At 64.2% G+C, this 21,249-nt stretch carries 9 protein-coding genes; 3 read left to right on the top strand and 6 right to left on the bottom strand.

What is annotated here, in order from left to right; all coding sequences use genetic code 11:
- Positions 1 to 5: 5 nt before the first annotated feature.
- Positions 6 to 371, bottom strand: coding sequence for a site-specific integrase (locus ACWGI2_RS04660; protein ID WP_453693839.1), 366 nt, complete (start codon positions 369 to 371; stop codon positions 6 to 8).
- Between the two features lie 426 nt (positions 372 to 797).
- On the opposite strand from ACWGI2_RS04660, the gene ACWGI2_RS04665 reads away from it, so the two are divergent.
- The 3 genes from ACWGI2_RS04665 (at position 798) to ACWGI2_RS04675 (ending at position 5,513) form a co-directional block, all read left to right on the top strand.
- Entirely contained in the window at positions 798 to 2,768 is a 1,971-nt protein-coding gene (locus ACWGI2_RS04665) for an ATP-dependent nuclease (protein ID WP_453693841.1), read from the top strand.
- Positions 2,765 to 4,690: a UvrD-helicase domain-containing protein gene (locus ACWGI2_RS04670; RefSeq protein ID WP_453693843.1), complete on the top strand. Its 1,926-nt coding sequence runs from the start codon at positions 2,765 to 2,767 to the stop codon at positions 4,688 to 4,690. The genes ACWGI2_RS04665 and ACWGI2_RS04670 overlap by 4 nt, the downstream gene beginning before the upstream one ends.
- A gap of 592 nt (positions 4,691 to 5,282) precedes the next feature.
- Positions 5,283 to 5,513, top strand: a complete 231-nt coding sequence (locus ACWGI2_RS04675; RefSeq protein WP_453693845.1) for a hypothetical protein — start codon at positions 5,283 to 5,285, stop codon at positions 5,511 to 5,513.
- Positions 5,514 to 5,553: 40 nt separating this feature from the next.
- Here ACWGI2_RS04675 and ACWGI2_RS04680 read toward each other — a convergent pair whose 3' ends face one another.
- From ACWGI2_RS04680 to ACWGI2_RS04700, 5 genes are all read right to left on the bottom strand, one after another.
- Positions 5,554 to 10,485, bottom strand: a complete 4,932-nt coding sequence (locus ACWGI2_RS04680) for a DEAD/DEAH box helicase (RefSeq protein ID WP_453693847.1) — start codon at positions 10,483 to 10,485, stop codon at positions 5,554 to 5,556.
- Between the two features lie 138 nt (positions 10,486 to 10,623).
- Complete coding sequence (locus ACWGI2_RS04685) at positions 10,624 to 14,475, bottom strand: Eco57I restriction-modification methylase domain-containing protein (RefSeq protein ID WP_453693849.1); 3,852 nt, start codon at positions 14,473 to 14,475, stop codon at positions 10,624 to 10,626.
- Positions 14,469 to 17,426, bottom strand: coding sequence for a helicase-related protein (locus tag ACWGI2_RS04690; protein ID WP_453693851.1), 2,958 nt, complete (start codon positions 17,424 to 17,426; stop codon positions 14,469 to 14,471). Before ACWGI2_RS04690 ends, ACWGI2_RS04685 begins: the two co-directional genes overlap by 7 nt.
- 150 nt (positions 17,427 to 17,576) lie before the next feature.
- Positions 17,577 to 18,674 (bottom strand): tyrosine-type recombinase/integrase, encoded by a 1,098-nt coding sequence (locus ACWGI2_RS04695; protein WP_453693853.1) that lies wholly within the window; start codon positions 18,672 to 18,674, stop codon positions 17,577 to 17,579.
- Positions 18,675 to 18,954: 280 nt separating this feature from the next.
- A complete protein-coding gene (locus ACWGI2_RS04700; protein ID WP_453693855.1) occupies positions 18,955 to 20,793 on the bottom strand; it encodes a GmrSD restriction endonuclease domain-containing protein in 1,839 nt (612 codons plus the stop codon).
- Between the last annotated feature and the right edge of the window lie 456 nt (positions 20,794 to 21,249).

The raw sequence follows: 21,249 nt of genomic DNA on the forward strand, positions 1-21,249 counted from the left end.
GAGGGTCACGTGCGCCGACGTGTGGCGGGGTCCCGTTCGGCGACGTGGCGGGCGACCGAGTCGTCGCCGGGCCGCGCGTATCGCTCCAGGGGGCGGACGGAGGCGTGGCGGGAGCGGGCGAGGAGCATCGGGGTCGAGGTGCCGCCTTCGGAGTCGTGAGTGAGGGCGCTGTGGCGGAGCCGGTGCAGCGTGAAACCGTCCAGGTCCTCGATGTCCTCGGATGAGGCCAGCGGGTTGGCCAGTAGCCGGGTGTTCTCCTCGACGGTCTCTTCGGCCCGGCGATAGGAGAGCCGGACCCGGCTCGTCGCCGGACAGACGTCGAGCGTTGGCGTTTCGGCTGGGGCGTCTTCGCGTACATCGCATGCCCGCATTCGACGCACGACAGCGGGGCTGGTGGGCGCACCCTCCAGATTGTGGTCCAGTCCCGCCCGCAACCGAGGTCGGCCAGGTGCGCGAAAACAGTTCCCCACTGTCCGTGCAGTGCTCTGAAGGCCAAAGGTCCTCCCGCTGCCCCGGGCGGTTCCAGTGTGCGCGGTGCCAATCAAGTGCCGATGGGAGTTGTGCAGGGTGCCGCGACGAGGTCAGCTCCGCCACCCCGTCGCATTGCTGGTTGCACGTCGCTGGACGCAGTTCCGTCTGCGATGCCGTGGCCGATGCGGATGTGAGGCCACGATGCGGTCAGGAGAGGGACAACTCCGGCGACGAGCTTCGCTCAGGCGCCCCCCGAGATCATCCGGGTTCGGTACGCTCATCGGATCGATTCCGCTATTGATCAGAGCGTGTGCTGGAAGTGAAAAGTGTTCATCGAGAAACTTGTGCTGGACAACTTCAAGTGCTTCGGGCCGGGGCGCACCTCCATTGACCTTGCTTCGGGTATGACCGCGTTCATCGGCGCAAACGGCTCCGGCAAGACCGCGGCGTGCGAGGCGTTGCTGCGCCTGTTCGGGGTGTCAGGGCAGGAACGGGCCGTACGTGTCGAGGACTTCGCTGTTCCGGCCGGCGAAACCGTGCCTCCCGCTAGCCGTGAGTTGACGATCGAAGTGGTGCTGGCATTCCCCGAACTGCAAGACGAAGTTGAGGACGAAAGCACTGCCTCGGGGACACCCTGCGATCGGGACAAGACTCCCCGAGCCGTCCCAGAGTTCTTCCGGCGCATGGCGGCGAATGACGAAGGTGACTTGAAGGTTCGCGTCGTGCTCCGCGCTGAGTGGGTAGACGACGGCACGGTGGAGGGGGCCATCACCGAAACCCGGGAAGTCGTCAACACGCTCGCACAGGAGTACAGCGAAGAAGACTGCGTGCCACTGACCCCTGCGGAGCGCAGCCGTATCCAGATGATCTACATCCCGGCGTCGCGAGACGGTGTTCGTCAGGTGACAACGTTCATGCGAAGTCGGCTCTGGCGAGCCGCACAGTGGTCACAGGGCCTCCGTGATCTCGTCAGTGAGCAGGCTGAGAAGGTAGCCAGCAGGTTCACCAGCGAACCCGTAGTGCAGGCGGTCGAAGGTGCGCTGAGCGCTCGCTGGCAGGAACTGCACGACACCGGCGTGCACTCCGACCCCAAACTGCGACTACTTGACGGCGACTTCAACCAGCTCGTCCGCAACTCTGAACTCGTCTTCGAACCAGATCACAATGCCCAGCCGCGCCCGGCGCGCATGCTGAGCGACGGGCAGCGCTCGCTGCTACACCTTGCCTTGGTTGCAGCAGCCCTCGACGTCGAGGCCGAGGTGTACGAGGGGCAGCACCACGACAGTTTCACACTCGATGCTGCTCATCTGCCGACCTTGACTCTCATCGTGGTGGAAGAGCCCGAGAACAGCCTTTCGCCCTTCTTCTTGTCGCGTATCGTCACGCAGCTACAGGAACTGAGCAGCAGCACAGCGACGCAGGCGATCCTGTCGAGCCACTCCGCCAGCGTCATGACCCGCATCAGCCCCGAGGACGTCCGGCACTTCCGCACGGAACCGAGCACTTCCACTTCGTCAGTCCGCGCGATCATCTTGCCTGCGGATACAACTGATGCCGGGAAGTATGTGCGCGAGGCGGTGCGTGCCCACCCCGAGCTCTACTTCGCCAAGTTCGTTGTACTTGGGGAAGGCGACACCGAGGAACTCGTCATCCCACGTATCGCGCAAGCTCAAGGCGTACATCTGGACCCGTCGTTCGTCGCCATGGTCCCCCTGGGCGGCCGGCATACCAATCACATGTGGAAGCTGCTCAACGATCTAGCCATCCCCCATGCCACCCTGCTGGACTTCGACTACGGCAAGGAAGGCGCCGGCCCGGCCCGGCTACGCGACGCTGTCAACCGCCTGAGGGACAACGGGCTGGATCCGTTGAAGGAACTCGACGGTTACGACGACGTCGACGACATCCATGACGGTCTCTCCCTTCAGGAGATGCGTCCGGTACTGAACCACTTGCGTACCTTCGGTGTCTTCTACGCCACGCCCTTGGACCTTGACTACAGCATGCTGGTCTCGTTCCCTACCGCCTACACGCATCGCGAACCGGGTGAGCGCGGCCCGGGTCAGAACGATCCCACCACCACGGTCCTGGGGGAATCCGGCACCAGGGAAGTCTTCTGGAGAAAATCCACGAGGCTCGAGCGCCTGCGCTGGTACCGCTACCTCTTCCTTTCACGCTCTAAGCCCAGCACCCACATGCGGGCACTCGGCCGCCTGACTGACGCCGATCTGAAGGCAGGGGCGCCTAGAGTCTTGACGGCGCTCGTGCGCTACATCCGAACGACGGCCGGACTGTGAGCAGACCTGCTGCCCACCCCGCCATCAGCCCGGCCGTCGCGGTCCCGGTGCCGGCCGATGCATGGCGGCCGATCGGGATCGAGGACTTGGAGCCCGCGGCCTGGAAGGCCCTTCGAGACAGTGGCAATGTGGCGGTGGTGGCCGGGCCAGGGGCAGGCAAAACCGAGTTCCTGGCCCAACGCGCTGCCTACTTCCTGCAGACCGGGATCTGTCCGTGGCCTCAGCGAATTCTGGCGATCTCGTTCAAGAAAGACGCAGCAGCCAATCTTGGCCGCCGCGTCGCTGCCCGTGTGCCCGAGCATGCCAGCCAGTTCGTCTCGATGACCTTCGATGCGTTCACCAAGAACCTGGTCGACCGATTCGCACCCGCATTGCCCTCTGACTGGTGCATGAGCGACGAGTACGAGATCCGTACGGCGACCGGCCCTGAAGTGAGGACTTTCCTCAACGGCATCGCCTTCACAGCGCCGGAGCCGCTGAAGCGAGAAGTCGCAAGGTTTCAGCCCTCGCGCTTCATGACCGATGTCGTCGGCCGGTGGCGACTGCCGGAGACTCTTCCGACCGGAGACGAGATCGACGCCACGTCTTACGCTGTGCGCGAGTGGTGGCGTGCCCGTTACCTGCAACCAGGACGTCCGCAGCTCGATTTCCTCATGATCAACCGACTTGCCGAGTTGCTTGTCCGCGCGGGGCCGCGACTCAGACGTGCACTGCGCATGACCTACCCGTTTGTGTTCGTCGACGAGTTTCAGGACACCACCAGTGCGCAATTTTCCTTCCTCGCGGCGGTGTTCGGTGACCGGACTGCAGTGACCGCGGTCGGCGACACCAAGCAGCGGATCATGGGCTGGGCCGGCGCATTACCCAAGGCGGTCCAACGCTTCGGCGACACCTTCGATGCCACCAGCTACTCACTGGCTTGGAACTTCCGCTCCAGTGACGCCCTCGTCGAGCTACAACACGTCATCGCCAGCAAGCTGGAACCCACCACCGTGCGGGCCATCTCCAAAGCCACGGCCGAGAGCGGTCACAACCCGGCCGTGCTCTGGACCTTCCCCGGTCCCGAGCGCGAGGCGACCTTCATCGCAAACTGGATCGCCCAGGACATCGCCAACTCGGACCGGACACCGGCAGACTTCGCACTCATCGCCCGACAGACAATCAAGGACTTCGAACCGCTCTTCCGAGCCCGCCTCGCCGCTCGCGGCATCAGGCTACGCAACGATGACGCACATGTCGGCAAGATGAAGTTGCAAGATCTACTCAAAAGCGGGACAGCGCGCCTTCTTCTGGGAGTCCTGCAACTGGCCCAACAACCCCAGGGCCTGGCCGCCGTCTGGCAGAACGTCTCGACCATGCTGGAACGCGTCCACGGAGCAACCGACGACGCCGTTGCTCAGCGCCGCATCGCCGAGGATCTGACACAGTTGATCCAAGAGTTGCGGACCTGGTTGGAGTCCCATCCTCCCGCGACAACTCCAGCAGTAGACGCGGTGCAGGAAGTGTTGAGCCTTGTCGATGGTGCTGCGCTACGCCGATACGTCAAGTCCGCGATGCCAGGGGAGGACTTCGACGTCGTCACCGACGCGTTCGCCGCACGATTGCAGGAAGTATCCGGCGGCACGGCCGACTGGATAGAAGTACTTGACGAATTCGAATGTGCTGAAGCCGTCGTCCTGCTCACCGCCCACCGTAGCAAGGGCCTCGAATACCACACCGTATTCTTCCTGGGCATCCACGAGAGGCAGTGGTGGGCCTACCAGAGGGACCCGGGCGAGGGGAATTCGACCTTCTTCGTTGGCCTGTCTCGGGCCGCTCAACGATTGGTCTTCACTACGGATCGAGTCGACTCCACTGGCTCCATCGCTGCCCTCTTCACGATGCTCAAGGAGGCCGGAGTGCCTGAAGTCCAGCAGCGCTAGAAACCCGTACCCCACCGGAGCTCAATAATAGTGCGGCAACGCAGCTCGTCGACTGGGACGCCGCAAGGCGCGCAGGACGGGAGTTGAAAGTCGCTGGCAGAGGCTTTCATGCTGAGCTGGCGGAACGATGCCGCATTGATTTGCGTCGCCAGAAGGGTGGCGTCTCCCTGTACGGGGACGGCCCCTGGCTCGCCACCGCCCTGCTTTTGGTCATCGCGTGCTTCAGTCGTGATGAGCAATCGAGTTCGCTTTAGGCAGACGAATTTGGGTCCTCCGAGCGTTGGATTCACGGGCGCACCCATGTCAAGGTACGACGTCATGGGGCGCAGTCCATCGCGGATTCGGCACCCTGTGAAATTCTCAACTTGGAGGCTACTTGCCCCAAATGATACCCGCTCCCTCTTGCCATCAGGTGGTTGTCGATGAGGGCGCCGATGCCAGATCGCTTCAGGTGACCGTGGTGCTCGTAGCTCGCCGAGAAGGACCCACCGTATTGGGGCACGTGGTGGGTCTCCACGCCAAGCTAGAGATACATGACGAAGGCGGGGCTGGCCCCGTTACCTACTTCCTTTCCCGCTTGGAAGGGGAGGTCATGTGGGCCATTGACGCGAAGTTCGGCCCGAACGGATACCCGCACTATGTGCATGCCTTCGGCGAGAGGCTCTCCGGTGTGCGCACAGTCATCAAGCCAATGACGCACATTCTCAACGACCTGGCCTGCGCCCATGGCCTGGTGGTTGAGCACATCGGAGAGCAGGTACCACTGGTCCTGGCAGCCCACCGTCCAAGCTCTGCCATCTCCGAACCTGACGCCTCCGGGTAGACCGCAGCACAGGCGGCCGACCCGGAGGCCGTCCGAACCGCTAGCCTTCGGTAGCCAGATGCGTCAAGACTTCCCGCGCGCACTGATCGGCGTCGCGAACGATCTGGCCGCCCCAGAAGGACAGGATGGTCCAGCCGGCGGCGCGCATGGCATCCCTCTTGACCTTATCGGACGCCTGCCGCTCGGCGGCGTGGTGGTGCTTCCAGCCGTCACAGAAGACGGCGACCATCTGCTCCGGCCAGGCGAAGTCGGCGATGGTGACCGGGCGGGGCGTGCCGTCGGTGGATCCGCGGTCGCCCCACGAGTGCTGTGCCACGCCGCGCGGAACTCCGATCGCCATCAGGGCGATGGCAAGGCGCCGTTCGATAGCGGATCGAGGGCGCCCGTGAAAGGCGTCGGCGTAGTTGGGCACCCGACGTCCTTCGACATCCGGTGCGTTGATGAAACGACGCAGGAAGTCGGCGGCGAGACGCCGGTCGAGCAAGTCCTCTTCGAGCTGGTTTCCGTAGGAGCGCAGGCAGGCGTAGCAGGAACGCTCGCAGGAGCAATCGTCCAGGACCGGGACGAGGGCGGCGGCGACTTCACCGAAGCGGGCGGCGAGCTGACGCAGGTACCCGGCGCCGCCGGGCACCTCTTCATACAGGACTGCGAGACGGAAGGTGGCGTCTTCGCTCTCCGGGTCGGGCCGGGGCCAGTCGAAGCCGGCCACTTCGTCGTCGCCGGCTTGCAGGATGACGCGGCAGCCAAGATCCAGTGCCGCACGAGTGCTGGCGAGGAATTCCTCGAGGTTGTCCGGGCGGACGTCCAGCGCTTCCAGGTCGGGGAGAACTTGCAGGCAGTCCACACGCCGTTCGACCTGCAGGATGCTGGGGACGAGCTGGTGGTTGGTGCAGATCGTGTCGTGAAACTTCTCACGGTCCCGCTGAGCGCGGGTGGGGGCAGGACCGGGGATGGCGTCAAACCACAATCCGCAGCTAGAACACACGATGAACCGCTCGCTGATGTTCTGGTTCCGGGCGACGCGGCCCCGGTTGAGGATGGTCAGCTCTGCGCCGCGCTCCCACTGCAGTACCAGACCGTTGCGCTCGAACAGGTAGGTCTCGGAGGTGTTGGGGGCGCCGAGGTGATGGGTGACCTCGAAGGGGGAACGGGAGCGGTGCTCTTCGTCGGCCGAGATCCTCTGGCGGCGTGAGGCGCGCATGGCCCGCATCGGGACACTGTGCTGGGGGGTCATGTCGTCGCTGTCGCAGGACAGGCAGTGCGCGCTGGTGGCGTCGTTGACGGTGTCGCAGCGGTTGCACAGGTTGATGGAGTCCAGCGCGCCGACGCCGTCGGAGTTGACGAGGTTGGCGCGGCGGAAGTCGACTTGGTCGACGAGCCACTTGTCGCCGCGGGCGTAGACGAGCTGGCCCGGGGCGTAGTCCTTGAGCGCCTGGACGGAGTCCTGGGCGAGCTCAGCCGTCTCACGCTGCAGAGAGAGCGTGGTGGTGTCGGTAGGGAAGGCGTAGGAGGGCAGGAAACCGACATTGCTGAGGTAGGAGAGCACGTAGGCGCGGACGCGGTCACCGCTGCGCATGGCTTCCAGGCTGGCGCTGATGCTGTTGACAGCGCGGGAAGCTTCCTTGTCGCCGGGTGTGCTCGTTGCCTGGGTCCATTCCTCAAGCAGGCTTTTTTGCCGGAGGCGGTAGGACTCGACGGCTGCGTCGAGGTCGGTGATCCAGTTGTCGACTACTGCGTGGGCCCAGTCTTCGGTGAGCCAGGGCAGGGCATCCGGAGCCAGGCCGAAGCGGAAGGCCGTGTGGATCTGCGCTGAGATGCGATCCTGCCCGTCGGTGAGGGCGGTCTTGACTTCGTCGATGCCCTGGAGCTGTCCGGCTGCGTCTTCGGTGACCAGGCCGCGCATCCACTGCGGAAGGTTTTGGCCACAGAGTTCGAGTGCCATGGCGCGAGCGTGGCGCTGGAGGACACGCTGGTTGTCCAACAGGAAGGCTGGTGGGCGGATTGCACCGCGGATCATCTCCACGGGCCGGGCGTAGTAGTAGCTGTCGTGTGGCATGCCACCCGCGAAGGTCACGATCAGCGCGACCCGTTCCTCGCGGCGGCCGGCACGGCCGGCGCGCTGGGCGTAGTTGCTCGGGCGCGGTGGCACGTTACGAAGGATGACGGCGAGGAGCTGGCCGAGGTCCACGCCCAGTTCCAGCGTCATCGTGCACACCAGCAGGTTGAGGTCGCCGCCCTTGAACCGTTCCTCTATGTCTTCCCGGTTCTCCAGCGGTACCTGGCCGGAGTGTTCCTCGGCCTTGACGACCAGGGGTGCGTCGCTGGCAGCCAGCAGGCGCTCGTGGTCGTCGGGATCACCCTGCCAGGAGGCCATGGTGCCCTTGCAGTTGAAGGTGGCGCACTTGTTCTGCGGTGAAGGGCCGGGTTGCACGGCGCGGCAGGCGCCGCACCGGTACATCGTCTCGGAGGCGGGCCGCACCTCCATGGCCTGGGGCGGTACCTGGCGCAGTTGAATGCGGGATCTGCCGGTGCCGACCTGAGTGCTGGCCAGAAGATCGTGCTCGGCCAGAACGTCCACGGCCTTGCGTACACCGCGCTCACGGGCATCAGAGTTGGTCACCAGCGGAAACGCGGTCTTCACCAGGCGGGCGGCAGCGCCCCGGTAGCTCAGGGCCAAGGGATTAGCTCCAGATACCGTGACGGTGGTCTCCCCATAGCCGGTGACGGAGTGACCCATGCCCATGGTGGCACCGGCGTCGACGAGTTCGGCTTCGGTCTTCGCGTCCAGACGCTTGTTGAGCAGGTCATGGCCGAGTCCACCGCGGGTGCGGACCAGGTCCAGCATGCGAGCCAACAGCCACCGGGCCGCCGCTGCGTCCCCGCCAAGGGTGTCGGTAATCGGCCTGAGCGCTTCGTCGCTGAGGTCCTCCAGGCCCGGATAGCCGACCGTGATCAGCCCCAGGCGTTCCAGGGTCGGAGGGCGCCGCTCATCGCTGGCGAGCTCGCCCAGCAGGTCCCATTCGCACACACGCAGGGCGCGTCGACGGGCATCCTTGCCCGCCGGGTCGTCGTAGAGACCGGATTCCTGACCGCGCCGGAAGACGTCCTCGACGAGGCTGTTGAAGCTCGCAGCGGGCTCCTGGGCACGTGCCCGGTCGGCGATGCTGTCCACGATGAGGTGGCGCACCTGCACGGCGCGGGCACGGTCGCGCAGGTACCCAGCCTGGAAGGCGGTGTCCTGCCGTGAATCGGCAAAGATCAGAAGCCGGCGCAGCATCTCGTCATCGCTCTGTGCCGCGAGCCCGGTGTGCAGGCTGAACGCAGCGGCGGTGACGGCCGCAGCAGTGCGGGCAGTGAACTCCTGCACGGCGCCGTGCGAACGCAGATAGCCGCAGACCGGACACCGCGTCAGCGGACGGTCAGGCTCGGGAACTGCGACGGAAACCTCGCGGGTGGCCGTGCCGCAGCCCAGGCAGGTCGCGCCGTTGGAGTCCTTGCCGCAACGCGTGCACCGACGCGCTGGGTACCAGTTCCTGTTGCCCGTCCGAGGCAGCTCCAGGGGGTCCTCGGACGTCAGACGGCGAGCGACATAGCGGGCGACCGGACCATGGGGAACGTCGCGTTCCAGGTCGTAGTCCTGGCCGCAGCCCAGACAGACACCCAGCGACATCGTGGCCTGCGCGCCGCAGCCCGTATGACTGCAGGTCGTTGCGCCATCCAGCAGCAGATGCTCGGCCTCGCCGACGCAGCGTACGGGGGTGGGCAGACTGCGCAGGAACAGGTGGACCTTGGCCTCAAGAACGGGCGGGCCAGCCGCGGTGTGGGTGTCTGCACCCAACAGCAGCCAACCGGCAACCTCGTCCTCCAACGCATCCCGGTCGGCACCGGCGCGTTGCGGAAGATCCGCCAGGGTGTCCACCAGCTCGTCGATGGTGCTCGGATGGGCCAGATGTGCGCGCAGCAGATCCAACACCGGGCTGGCCTGTGGGTCACCCAGTGCAGCCTGCAGACGCTGGGTGTCCCCGCCGTCGGCCAGGGCGCGGCTGAGCAGCTCACGGTCGGGGGCCTGCCCGATAGCGCTGTGGTTTGGTTCCGGCTGAGGGATAGCCGTCTCTTCAACGATAGAATCCACATCGAACGGAGCGGCGAACAGGCTGCTGGCGAACTCCGCTGTGCGCTGCAGGTCCACGTTGTGGTCGCCTCCAGCACTCACGGTCGCGGACAGCCCAACGCACACCAGCCCGTCGGCGTCGACGTGGCCGCGCAGGCGCCGCACAAGGCCAGCGATCTCGGTGCCCAACGCCCCCTGGTAGGTGTGAATCTCATCCAGAATCAGATGGCGCAGCACACCGTTGCGGAACAGCTCCCGGTCGTCCCGGCGGGTCAGGAGGAACTCCAGCATGGAGTAGTTCGTCAGCAGGATGTCCGGCGGAGTCTCCTGCATCCGAGTCCGCTCGTTCTGCGGAGTGGCCCCTGTGTACACGCCATAGGTCAGACCAAGCTTCTCGCAGGCGGCCTTGACGCGGTCCTCCTGGTCGTTGACCAAGGCGTTCATCGGGTACAGGGCGATTGCCTTGACGCCGGGCCGGTGCCGGTTGTCGAAGGCATGCGCGATGACCGGGATCAGGAAGGACTCGGTCTTACCCGAGCCGGTGCCCGTAGCCACCAGGGTGTTGAGGCCCTGGCGGATCCGAGCGATCGCTGCGACCTGGTGCGTGAACAGGCGCTCCACCCGAGGGAACGCCCCGGTGATCTCCGTCGGCAGGCCGACACTGGAGGCGAGCTTGGTCAGCGTTGCGTCCAGTTGGTAGCGCGGCTGCACGGACAGGTAGGGGCCGTTCCACAGCAGCGATTCCTCATCGACCATCCGCTCCAGACGGGAGCGCAGACCTAGATCGGCGATCGGGTAGGTCGTCCAGGTGAACCGCCGATAATCCTCACGCAACCGGTCAGCCAGCTCCAGCGGGTTCATCCCGTGCTCCTCCTACGCCCGTAATCAATCGCTAGGTGCCTGCGTGAGCCTCCCGATGTACAGGGCGGCTCACGCAGGCACGAGAGGGCCGAGCGTAGTGCGGGGCACCGACAACGCTGCCTGTGTTGACGGCGAAGATCAGCCAGCCAAGCGGGCGAAGTGCTCCCGAACCAGCTGCTTGTACTCCTCGCCAGGCCGAACAGGGCTGCCCTCGGTGTCGGCGCTTTGCCGGAAGTCGGCCAAGATCAGCTCCAGTTGAGCTGCCGACAACTTGTAGAGATGTGCGACTCGGGCGTCCAGTTCCGCACGAAGGCTGCTCTCTTCGTCTTTGGCCAGCGGGGCACATTCTACGCCGAGCACATCAGCTAGCTCGCGAAAGTCAGGGGTACGGCATGTGAGGCGTCCAGAAACCCGGACCACTTCAGCGCCTTCCCCTTGATCGAGGGGAACGTCAGGCACAGGAAGCGTTGACATGATCGATTTGCTTACGGTGCTTGACACCTTCCTTCTTACGATGAAATCCAGCGTCAGGCTGTTCAGTAGTGCGACGACGAATGCCATCGCTTCTGATCCTAGTGTGGTGCGATAGCCGTTTGTCGCGTGGTCGAAAGCGGAGCGGTAAAAGAAGTGCATCTCGGTCACTGCGGTACCGGGCGGGAGGATGGCCGAAATCAAGGTTCGCTCATCGCCCGCTCGTGCCTTCTTTCGCAAACATGGGCGATAGGAGTCTGCAGGGATTTCGAGTGTTCCTTGTCGGGGGCCCAGAGCATGCAAGAATCGCTCCCCCCGAGATCGAGTTCTGGAACGAACGTCCTTCTTCTTTGCGCGCTTACGAGCGCGGCCTACTAGTGCGTCTTCGCCAGAATCTTCCTTGAGTCGATTGATCGGCTCCGAGAAATCGTGGACATATTGGTGAATGTCCTTTCCGTCTCGCATCGGGATGCCGGTGGCATCTGGAGCGAAGTAGGCGCGATCGTCAGAGATGTTGAATTCGCGTCCCCATTCGATATTCCACCCGCCTACAGGCATCTTGTCCAGGAAGAGGGGGCGGTCCTTGTAAATGGCCTCCATGAGATGCAAGAGCTCAGGGTCTCTAGCATCCGGCACGGCGAGGGATTCAGGATCCAGCGCTTCGAGAGTCGTGCGTGAGATTGGGAGGCCACGGGACTCCAGGTCCAATAGATGGTCGACCTGGGAGACGTTGGCGGCGAAGGGTAGCGGATCGGTAGGGCCGCCACGTCCGGCGACGAGCAGTAGAAATTGCTCGCTTCGGTGAATCGGAAAGATTCCTTGCGTATTGTCGCATAGGACGAAACGGTCAATCGTGAACCGGTCGAGGAGTTCGCGGCGGTGTTCCGCTGTGGACACATCCGAAGAGACTCCCGAGTCGATGACGAGCCCGAGACGCCCTTGAGGGGAAAGTAGGGAGATTTCATGCTCGAGAAATGTGCGATAATAGTTGAATGCAATCCCATGCGAATACAGCATGGTGTATGCGCCCGAAGATTTGATGAACGACTTAACGCCGTCAAGCCTAGCGTTCTCTTCCTTTTTCGCTTCTGCGATGTCTTGTCGCTCGTCTAGCTCCCTTTGCCGAAGGCTTCGCTCTACCTGCTTTTTCAAGAGCGAGTATGAGGGATCGAATCGCCCATAGAACTCCGCCGCCTTGAAAGTGATTCCCTCCCAAGGGGGGTTTCCAATAATTGCGTCGAATCCGGCGTTAACTCGCCGAACTCCATTGAGGTCAAAAAATACTTCAGGGAATTCCACTTCCCAGTGGAAAGGGCGAATCTCGGTGCGTGTTCGGGTGGGGATGTCGGTGAGTCCCGCGCGCACACCCTCACCACGCTTGACGCTTTCATGGCCAGAGAGCCATTGTCCGGAATTGCCCTTGAGTTCCTCGGTGTAGAAGAAGGGGGCAACCCACCAGTCTCCCATCGCGCGTAGCCTAGTGAAGTCGTCGCCGTCGAGAAGCCGGGCAAAGCGTTGTTCCTTGGCGCGAACTTGCAGTCGGTCCTCTGACGGATCGTGCGCCAATTTCTCACGGACTCGTACAAGGGCGGAGAGGTCGGGTTCGTCCACGGCGAAAAGAGAGTCCTGCAGCTCGTCGACGGTGCTGGACTTGCGCTGAACGCGTCCCCCCTGGGCCGGTACGGGGACGCCCGCCCAACTGTCAATCCGGGCACCGACCACAGCGTTGCCGCATCGCAAGTGCGCGTCGAGGAAGGATAGTGGCTTCCCAGCCGCCGCCGTGGTCAGCCAGAGGGAAACTTTGGCGAGTTCCACGGCCATGGGGTTGAGGTCCACGCCGTAGATGCAGCGTTCGACGATCAAGCGGCGGTATCCGGCGCGTTCAGCATCGTCGAGTTTGTGATCGAAGATCTCACCGTCCCGTGCCAGCGCCTCACCGTATGCCTCGGTCAGTTGATGTACGGCGGGGACGAGGAAGGCTCCGGATCCCATGGCTGGGTCGCAGATGCGGAGGTTGAGGATGTCCTCGGGAGTGGCGTCCTGGACGAGAGGACGGAGGGTTTCGCCGACGACGAAGTGTGCAAGGGGGCGAGCGGTGTAGTAGGAGCCGGACCCCTTGCGCTGGCCGCTCGCCTCAAAGAGGTAGAAGGTGCCGGTGTCGTAGGGCTCGATGATCTCGGCCTTTTCCGGCAGCTGGTCGGCGTCGAGCACCTGAACCAGGGCAGATTGGCCGCGGCCGATGCGCGCAAGGACCTTCGGTGTGTCTGCGATTTGAGGTTCGAAGGAGAGCAGACCCTCGTAGATACTGCCGAGCTGCTCGACGCCGAGTTCGCGGTAATTGACCGGCCGACGTCCCACGGGAGCTTTGTTGTTGCTAGTGCTCCGCTCTGCTTCGGTCCAGGAGAGGGCGTCGATTGCGTCGCGGACAAAGGTGTCTCCGACGGCCAGGTCAGGTGTGTCGAGGAGTGGGCACTTGGCCGCGTCGAAGAGGCCGCCGTTGAAGCCAGTGATCTGCAGCTCGCCGGCGTCGATGCCGTCTCGTAGCAGGGCCCACTGGGCGCGCAGGGAGCTCCATAGGAAGCCGCTGTCGGGTTCCCAAGCTGCGTCCGCGGTGAGGATGTCTTTGCGGAGGGCCCGCAGCGAGTAGCCGCGGTCGTAGGAGGGGGTGCCGACGGGTAGGAGGCCACGGTCTTCCGCGTACGCGACAAACAACAGGCGGTAGGCGATCTTGAGTGCGTCTGCGAAGAGTGGGCGAGGTTCGGGAAGGGACTGGTCGTGTTGGCGCCAGTGGTGCAGAGCGCCGTTGGCGATGGCACTGATGGCGGTGCGTACACCCCCGGAGAGGTTTTCACTGACGCGAGTGGCGGCATCCGAGCTTGCATCCTCGACGCTCTTCCACAGGATCTCGCCCGCGCCATCAGAGGTGAACGCTTCGGGACGCAACAGGGCCCACAGGATGCGCCATTCATGTTCGTCGCCGAGTTCGGCCAAGCCAGCCAGATCGACCGAGAGATAGCTGGCCTCGCCGCCGAGTCCGGGATCGCGGCGGATCACACGCAGTTCGGTGCCGTTGCTGAGGAGGACAGCGGGGAGTCGGTGCTCGCGTGCGCACACTTCGGCTTGACGCTGGGGTCGCAGCTTGCCGGTCCGGCGGCCGGATGGGGACGCGTCAAGGTGCTGCCCGGGCGGGGTGATGAGTACGGAGACGAGGGAGCCGGTCGCAGGCTTGCTTTCGGCGCCGTGTGCGTGGCCGTAGACGGGTTCCTCTATGGCAGGAAGGCTACCGGGGAAGGTCCAGCCGAAGCAGGAGAGCCAGCTGAGCATGCGCTTACGGGTGTCACCGGTGGTGCTGGTTTCGTCGATGTCGGCGATTAGGCGGCGCAGTTCGCGCTTGGCATGGCGAATGCCCTCGGCCGAGTCTTCGGCTCCGATGCGTTCGCATTGTTCGCGGAGGAAAAGGTGAGGGTCGGAGAGGTAGTACGTCGACAAAGTGGTGCCGGCGACGGTGATGTTCAGCATGTGGGCACCTCCACGCAGACGATGCAGCCGACTGGTTCGCCGGGTGTGACCTCGGCGACCTGGAAGCCTCGGCTGAGAGCCTTGCGGCGACGGTCGAATTCGGTGTCGACAGCTGCACGGGCTTCGGCGACGGTATGGAAGGCGCCGTGCCCGGCGTCGGCGAAGAGGCCGAGCTGGATGGTCTCACCGGTCCCGGTGGCAAAGAGCCTTTCGGCTTCAGCGAGTTCGGCGGCGTGCCAGCGGTCCAGATCGGTGTGGAGACGTTGGGATTCGGCGGTCAATTGTTCTCGCAGGGCTTCGGCTCGTTCGGCGATGCGGCGGGAGGCTTCCTGCTGGCCGGCATGGACGGCTGCCTCGAAGCCGGCAGACAGTTCCTGGCGGGCTTTCTCGACCGGGTCGAGGCTGCCGGTGGGTGCGGGGCGCTGGCGCAGTCGGCGCATATCGGCGGAGGCATCCTGGCTCGGAGTGGCAGGGGTGCCGGCGCTCGCGCGTGGGACGAAGACGGGGACTAGGGGCTCTTCCAGGACACGGTTGTCGTCGGAGGTGATGCGGCCCACGTAGGTGAACAGCCACCCACTGCCGCCTTCGGCGACCGGACGGACCGCGACGCGGCCCCCATCGCGATCGTCATACAGGCGAGCGCGGACACGTTGGAGCACGGCGCGCACAAGCGGGTGGGCGGGAGTGAGGAAGGCGGTCCCGCGATGCTCAGGCTCCAGGGCAACGGAGCGGCTAAATGTGGCTTGAAATGCCTCTTGGGGTACGAGTGGGTACTGCTTTAGGAGTGCTCCTGGCTCGATGGTCACTATGTCGCCGCTGCCGGTGACCTGGCCGTGGCACTGGCGGACCACAGAAGCCACCAGTTGCCGGAATTCATCAAAATCTGGCAACAGCCACTGAGCCTGCTCGCGTGCGGCCATGGTTTCGTCCTCGACCTGCTTCTCGTTCCTCATGCTCTGCATGAGGACGAGGGCGCCACTGCGTTCGAGGTAGTCGCGGACCTGCTGGACCGCACGATCCAGGCGTTCTTCCAGGTCTTGTGTGGAGGCGTCTTCCAGAAGGCCGTCGATGACGTCGCTACGTCCCGCTACACCCAGGACATCGCTGCTGGAGCCCAGCTGTTTGGTGATGGTGAAGAGCTTGTCGCGCAGCCGCTGGAGGATCTCCTCATCGCGGGTCTCGGCGAGATAGAGGTAGCTGATCTCGACAACGTGCTCCTGGCCGTAGCGGTCAACGCGGCCGTTGCGCTGCTCCAGCCGGTTGGGGTTCCAGGGAAGTTCGTAGTGGACCACCACATGGCAGGCGTCCTGGAGATTCAGGCCCTCGCCAGCCGCGTCGGTGGCCAGCAGGATCGCCCCGGGGGTGCGGGAGAAGCGCTCCAGCACGTCGCGGCGCTTGGCCAATGGGATGGTCCCGTCGATACGCAACAGAGGGCCGTGGCCCAGGTTCTTCTCCAGGTAGTCCAGAGTGTCGCGGTACTCGGTAAACAAAATGACACGTTCGCCGCGCCGCCCGGCTCGGAAGCCTTCCAACCATCCTTGCAGGCGGGTGAGCTTGCTGTCATCGCCTGGACTCAGGGCTTCCACCTGCTCCAGGAGCTTGCTGACGAGACGCTGTTCCTCACGCAGGTCGTCCTCGGGGAGATGGGCCGCAACGCCTTCTAGCGCGAGTTCCTCGGCGGCCTGCAGATCTACCTCGGGCAGTGCGGTGTCTCCTCGGTACTGCTGCAGAACGTCCATGCGGTGCCGCCCGGTGTGCTCGACGGGCGGGATGCCGAGGTTCTCCGCCCGGCGGCGCAAGCTCTGCAGAAGCGCGTACGGGCTGGACAAGGCTCGCTTGCGTAGTACTTCCAGAGCGAATGCCTGGACGTAATAGGAGTCGGTGTCGCGTAGAGCGTGCAGGACGCGCTTGCTGTGCCCGCGCAGCCGCTGGTGGATCTCCTTTTCCCTGCTGGTCGGTCGCACTTCAATGGGCTTTGGTGGCAGACGGCGGCTGATCGGCTGGGGCGGCTCACCGCGGGTGACGTCGTCCTTGAGACGGCGCACGATGTACGGCTGGACCAGGTTGGGATCCAGCCGACCGTCGTCGGCAGCCAGGTGCGGAGAGAGAAGCTGTAGCAGGCTGGCGAACGACTCTTGGTAACCGTTGTGTGGCGTGGCGGACAGCAGCAGCAATTCCCGGCTGTGGTCGGCCAGCGCACGAGCTAGGCGGCTGCGGTCAGTGGCGCTGGAGCGCCCCTCCCCGGCGTATGCGCGGGCCACGTGGTGTGCCTCATCCATGATCACTACGTCGAATGGCGGCGCACTTTGGATCGCAGTGAGGTTGTTCTTCAGATAGTCGATGGACGACACCGCATAGGGCACAGCAGTCCACGGGCTAACCGTGGTGGGATTTTCGCGGCGGACCTCCAGCCACTTCTTGCTGTCGACCTTGGTGAAGTCGAGATTGAAGCGGAACCGCATCTCCTCGACCCACTGATCTTGCAGGCCGGCCGGGCAGGCGATCAGGACACGGTCAGCGCGCCCACGGCGAGCCAATTCCATCAGCACCAGGCCGGCCTCGATGGTCTTGCCCAGACCGACGTCGTCCGCGACGAGGAGACGCACGCGGGGCTGACGCATGGCGACCAGGACGGGCACGAGCTGATAGGGCTCGACGTCGATCCGGCCGTGCTCGACCGCGAGGAGGTCACCGCGGCCATGGGCCATGGTGAGCGCGAGAGCGTCGTGCAGCTCGTTAAGTTTGATCGGGTTGCCAGGCTCGAAGCGCAGTCGGGTCGCCGACTCGGGACGCAGTGTCAGCTCCTGACTCGCCAGGACCGTCAGCCGACGAGGGCCAGGCCGATCGTCAGAGCGTCGTAGATCGAGGAACGCCTCACTGCCCGCCCCGCGGACACCTTCGACCTCCCACAAACGGTCTCGGAGCCGGACCCGCATCCCGCGTTCGTACATAACTGTGGAGTCTCCCTACCTGCTGATCAGCAACAGGAAGGCTACCGGGGGCCGGGCGCAGCTGAGGCCGAATCCAGCTGCGTGAAGCTGCATCCCCACAAGTGGAGGGCTGGTGCTGGCCGGGCGCCGGAGGCAGACATCGGGGCGTACTCAGGTGGAGGCCGGCCGAAGAGCAGCTTCCATGATCGTTCGGCAGCGGTCCCAGGAAGCGGGGATGAGATGCCCATAGACATCCACTGTGGTCTTGATCGACCGGTGGCCGAGCCACCGGGAGACTTCGTGGATTGGGATGCCATGGCCCAGAGCGGTGGAGGCGAAGAAGTGGCGTAGGCAGTGCGGGGTGTACCTAAGGGTGCCGTCGGGCTGGACGAGTCCTGCTTTCCCGACCGCTTTACGGAAGTGGTAGGCGTATGTCGTGGCTGTGGGCATGGTGCCCTTGCCGCGGTCACGTGGACCAAAGAGCACTGTGTAGCCTGCGGTGGTTGATGTTCCCCACTCGCTTAGATGCGTGTCGATTTCTTGGGAGAGGAAGGGCGGCAGCGGAACGTCTCGGTACTCCCGGGCGGTGCGGTGTTTGAGCGGCACGAAGCGGGTAGTGCAGTCCTCACGGTGAGCTTTGGAACTGACCTGCCGGCGCACACGCAGAAAGATGGAGCGATGGCAGTCGGACGAGAAGGCGAGAGCCTCGCTGACGCGTAACCCGGCACCGGCCTGCAGGTATACGGTCAGCCGGTAGTGCGGTGAGATGTGCTGGGCGATGAGATCAACTTCATCTAACGTGGGAATTTTATCCTCGTCGACCGCGTGAGGGGCGATGCGGGGGAGCCTGACGCCTTCGGTGGGATCGTCGGGCCGTCTCTTTTCCTTGACAGAACTCCGGAAGAGGCTGGTGACCATCTTCATGCGGTCGTACACGGTGCTCGCAGCGAGTTCTCGCTCCACAGCTGCGACGAAGAGTTCGATGTCAGGTCGCGCAATTCCGGCGATCGTCTTGTCGCCGAGGTGCGGTAGCAGGTGGATCCGTAAAAAGCTCTCGTAGTTGCGATGGGTAGAGGCGCTAACGATCTGGCGCTCCAACCACGACGAGGCATATGCGCGTAGTGTGATTTGACCTCGGTGTGGGTCGAGGAAGAGACCCTCGTACTTGTCCCGCTGCAGTCGCGCGGCGTATGCGTCCGCCTGCCACTTCTTCTCGAAGCTCTTTTCGCGTTGGCGGCCTCCGGCCGGGCCAGGTTCGCGATATCGCACGGTCCAGGAGTGTCCGCAGCGGGATCTTACGCAGGGGTAGTGAATGTTCTGTTTGTCGCCTCTGCATCTTTGAAAGACGGTCATCGCATATCGCTCCAGCACCCTGGACATTCGAGCCTGCTCAGGCACTAGGTGTCTTGAGGCCCTGGTGCCGGTGCCTCTAAGACCCGCCTGCCATCACGGGGTTCCAGGTGCAGACTTGCTGGTCCATAGCGATTTGGCATCTCTGGCTGCTCCTGACGGCGTAGTCATCTGGCCCGCAGAGGACACTGCCTAGCGCTCACAGGTCGTCGGTGTCATCCGGCACGTCGAGACTGACGTCTGTATCCGTGTCACGGGATTCGTCGTTCCGGATCTCCTTGCCCATGGCGGATGAGATCTGGGTTAGAAGTTCGCTCTTGCGGGCTGCGAAGAAGGCTTCGAAGGCGTCGGCATGCATGAGATCGGGCTGGCTGAGGTGTGTGCGGATCCGGTCGGCAACGCCGTCAGGCGCGGACTCGGCGCTCTTGGCGAGCCGGGGCAGGTACTCCGAGGGAGCGATGCCGCCGATGATCCTGTTGGTGCGGGCGGTCAACGGGGTTTTGTTGACGATTGAGTTGTATAGACGGGGGTCGTAGCCAGCCTTCTCGCACCACGCCTTGGGGAAGATGTGGTGAATGTCGATGGACTCGTCGAAGTATCGGGTGACCTCCGCCTTCTCGCCGGTGCGCCAGTCCACAGCACCCGCCTTCAGTAGGAGTGCGTAAATGCCCTTATAGGCCGCGCTGTTGCGCGTCCGGAGAGTAAGCACGCGCCCAGGAGCAAACTGGGCGGCGGTGACAGTACGGGGCTCGGTCTCGGAGCCTTGGAGCCAGTCGACGACATCCGGCAGATCCTGACTGAATCGCGTCTCGGTGGAGCCGCCGTACAGTTCGCCGAACACTCCGCACCAGTACCAGCGAGCGAGCTTGTGCTGTGCTCCCGCGCTCTGAGCAGCCTCCCCGGCCAGGGCGAAGATAGCAGCGAGCGGAATCAGCTGGGTTCCATAGGGGAGGAATTTTGTGTCGAAGAGGAACTGCTGGTGCAGAAACTTCGCTGCGGCCTTGAATCCGGTGATGACGGAGGGCGCCAGCCGTGTGTAGTCGTCCAGAGCAAGCGCGAGTATGTCTTTGCGCTTACAACCGATACGTGGCAGTCGCTCCTCCTCCGTGCCTCGTTCCTCTTCCCGCTGGCGTCGCTCCGCCGTAGCAAGCAGGGTGACCGCCTGGAGGAAATCGGTGTTGGACACCTCGCGCAGCAGTCGGTACTCGGGAGCCTTCCAGGAGGCGCGGCAGTTCTGCTCCCAGTGCCGGCGCAGATCGAACTCGTCCGCGGCGTACGTAGCGGTCAGCAATTCGAACACAGTCAGTGTGACGCCACCGGTGTTGACCTTCTCGAAGACCTGGCATACAGCCGGGCGCGGGGTAGCCTGCCCCAATTCAATGACCGGAACGTGGTAGCGGTCGAAGGGGCGGACGAAGTTCTCGTTGAAGGCGCGCCACAACTTGCGCTTGACCCGATCGCCCTCCCAGTGGTCTGTGAACTCGTCACCCCATTCACCGCCGTCGAAAACCGCGTGGAGCGGGAAGAGATGCCCTTCGTACTCCCGCTCGGGCGTCGAGTAATCCTCGATGACCTCGCCTCGGAAGTTGAGCACCTTCCGAGACTCGGGGAGAAACCGGATGGCGTCCTCCCGGTCACCGTTCTCGTCCAGCGCGACGTCCATGTCGACGTAGAACCAGCCAATCGCCCGGTGCTTACGCGGATCCTGTGTGACCACGGGGCTCTGCAGCTTCAGGGCTTGGAACAGCGAGGTCAGCCGCTGCTGGCCGTCGAGGATGAGGGAGTCCGGCTCGGGGTTCCCCGGCGGAGCGGCCCCTTCGATCGGACGATACTTGAACCGGACGTCGCCGCCCGCTCTGAGCAGCATGACGGTACCGACGGGATAGCTCAGTGAGATCGATGCGAGGAGGCTCGCGATATTCGGGTAGGGCCACACCCACCCGCGCTGAAACTCGGGCAGCTGAGTCTGTCCCAGCTCGACCTGCCGCAGCAGATCCCGCAACGGCCGCTTATCGATGCTGAACGCTTCGTCGGGCACGCCTGCTCCTCTTGGCTCAAGGCCGCCTATCGCATGTCGCGCCTAAATTACTCGTGTTTGAGGCGGGCCGGGCACCGATCACTCCTTCCTGCCCGAGTGCCGCAATATTCGCAGTCGCTGTTGACGAAGCCCACCCCAGCCACTGGGGGCCAACCTCAACAACTACGGTTGCTGGCTTCGCGGGCGGACTCTTCGTCGATCGGCAGTCACTTCGCCTCGCATAGTGCGTAAGCTCCGAAAAGTGCGCGCTACCGTCCTCGGAGACGGTACGCACCGCCTGGTTGGTGGCCTTGACAACGCTGTGCGGCTTTCCTTCGCTCGCGAGACAGTGTCCGAGCCTCCACGCATGCGCGGACGTCGCCGGGGCCTCGGGCAGGCGGCGGCTCAGCAGAGCCTCGGCCTGGCCTTGTCGCTCAAGGTCGATGAGCCGACGTTGACAGTGCCACGCTGTGGGCG

Source organism: Streptomyces sp. NPDC054866, assembly GCF_053610745.1.

What these genes read in the sequence shown, in the direction of transcription:
- ACWGI2_RS04660 (WP_453693839.1), bottom strand. Translation starts at nt 371, where the DNA reads ATGCGGGCATGCGATGTACGCGAAGACGCCCCAGCCGAAACGCCAACG.
- ACWGI2_RS04675 (WP_453693845.1), top strand. Translation starts at nt 5,283, where the DNA reads ATGTGGGCCATTGACGCGAAGTTCGGCCCGAACGGATACCCGCACTAT.
- ACWGI2_RS04680 (WP_453693847.1), bottom strand. Translation starts at nt 10,485, where the DNA reads ATGAACCCGCTGGAGCTGGCTGACCGGTTGCGTGAGGATTATCGGCGG.
- ACWGI2_RS04685 (WP_453693849.1), bottom strand. Translation starts at nt 14,475, where the DNA reads ATGCTGAACATCACCGTCGCCGGCACCACTTTGTCGACGTACTACCTC.
- ACWGI2_RS04690 (WP_453693851.1), bottom strand. Translation starts at nt 17,426, where the DNA reads ATGTACGAACGCGGGATGCGGGTCCGGCTCCGAGACCGTTTGTGGGAG.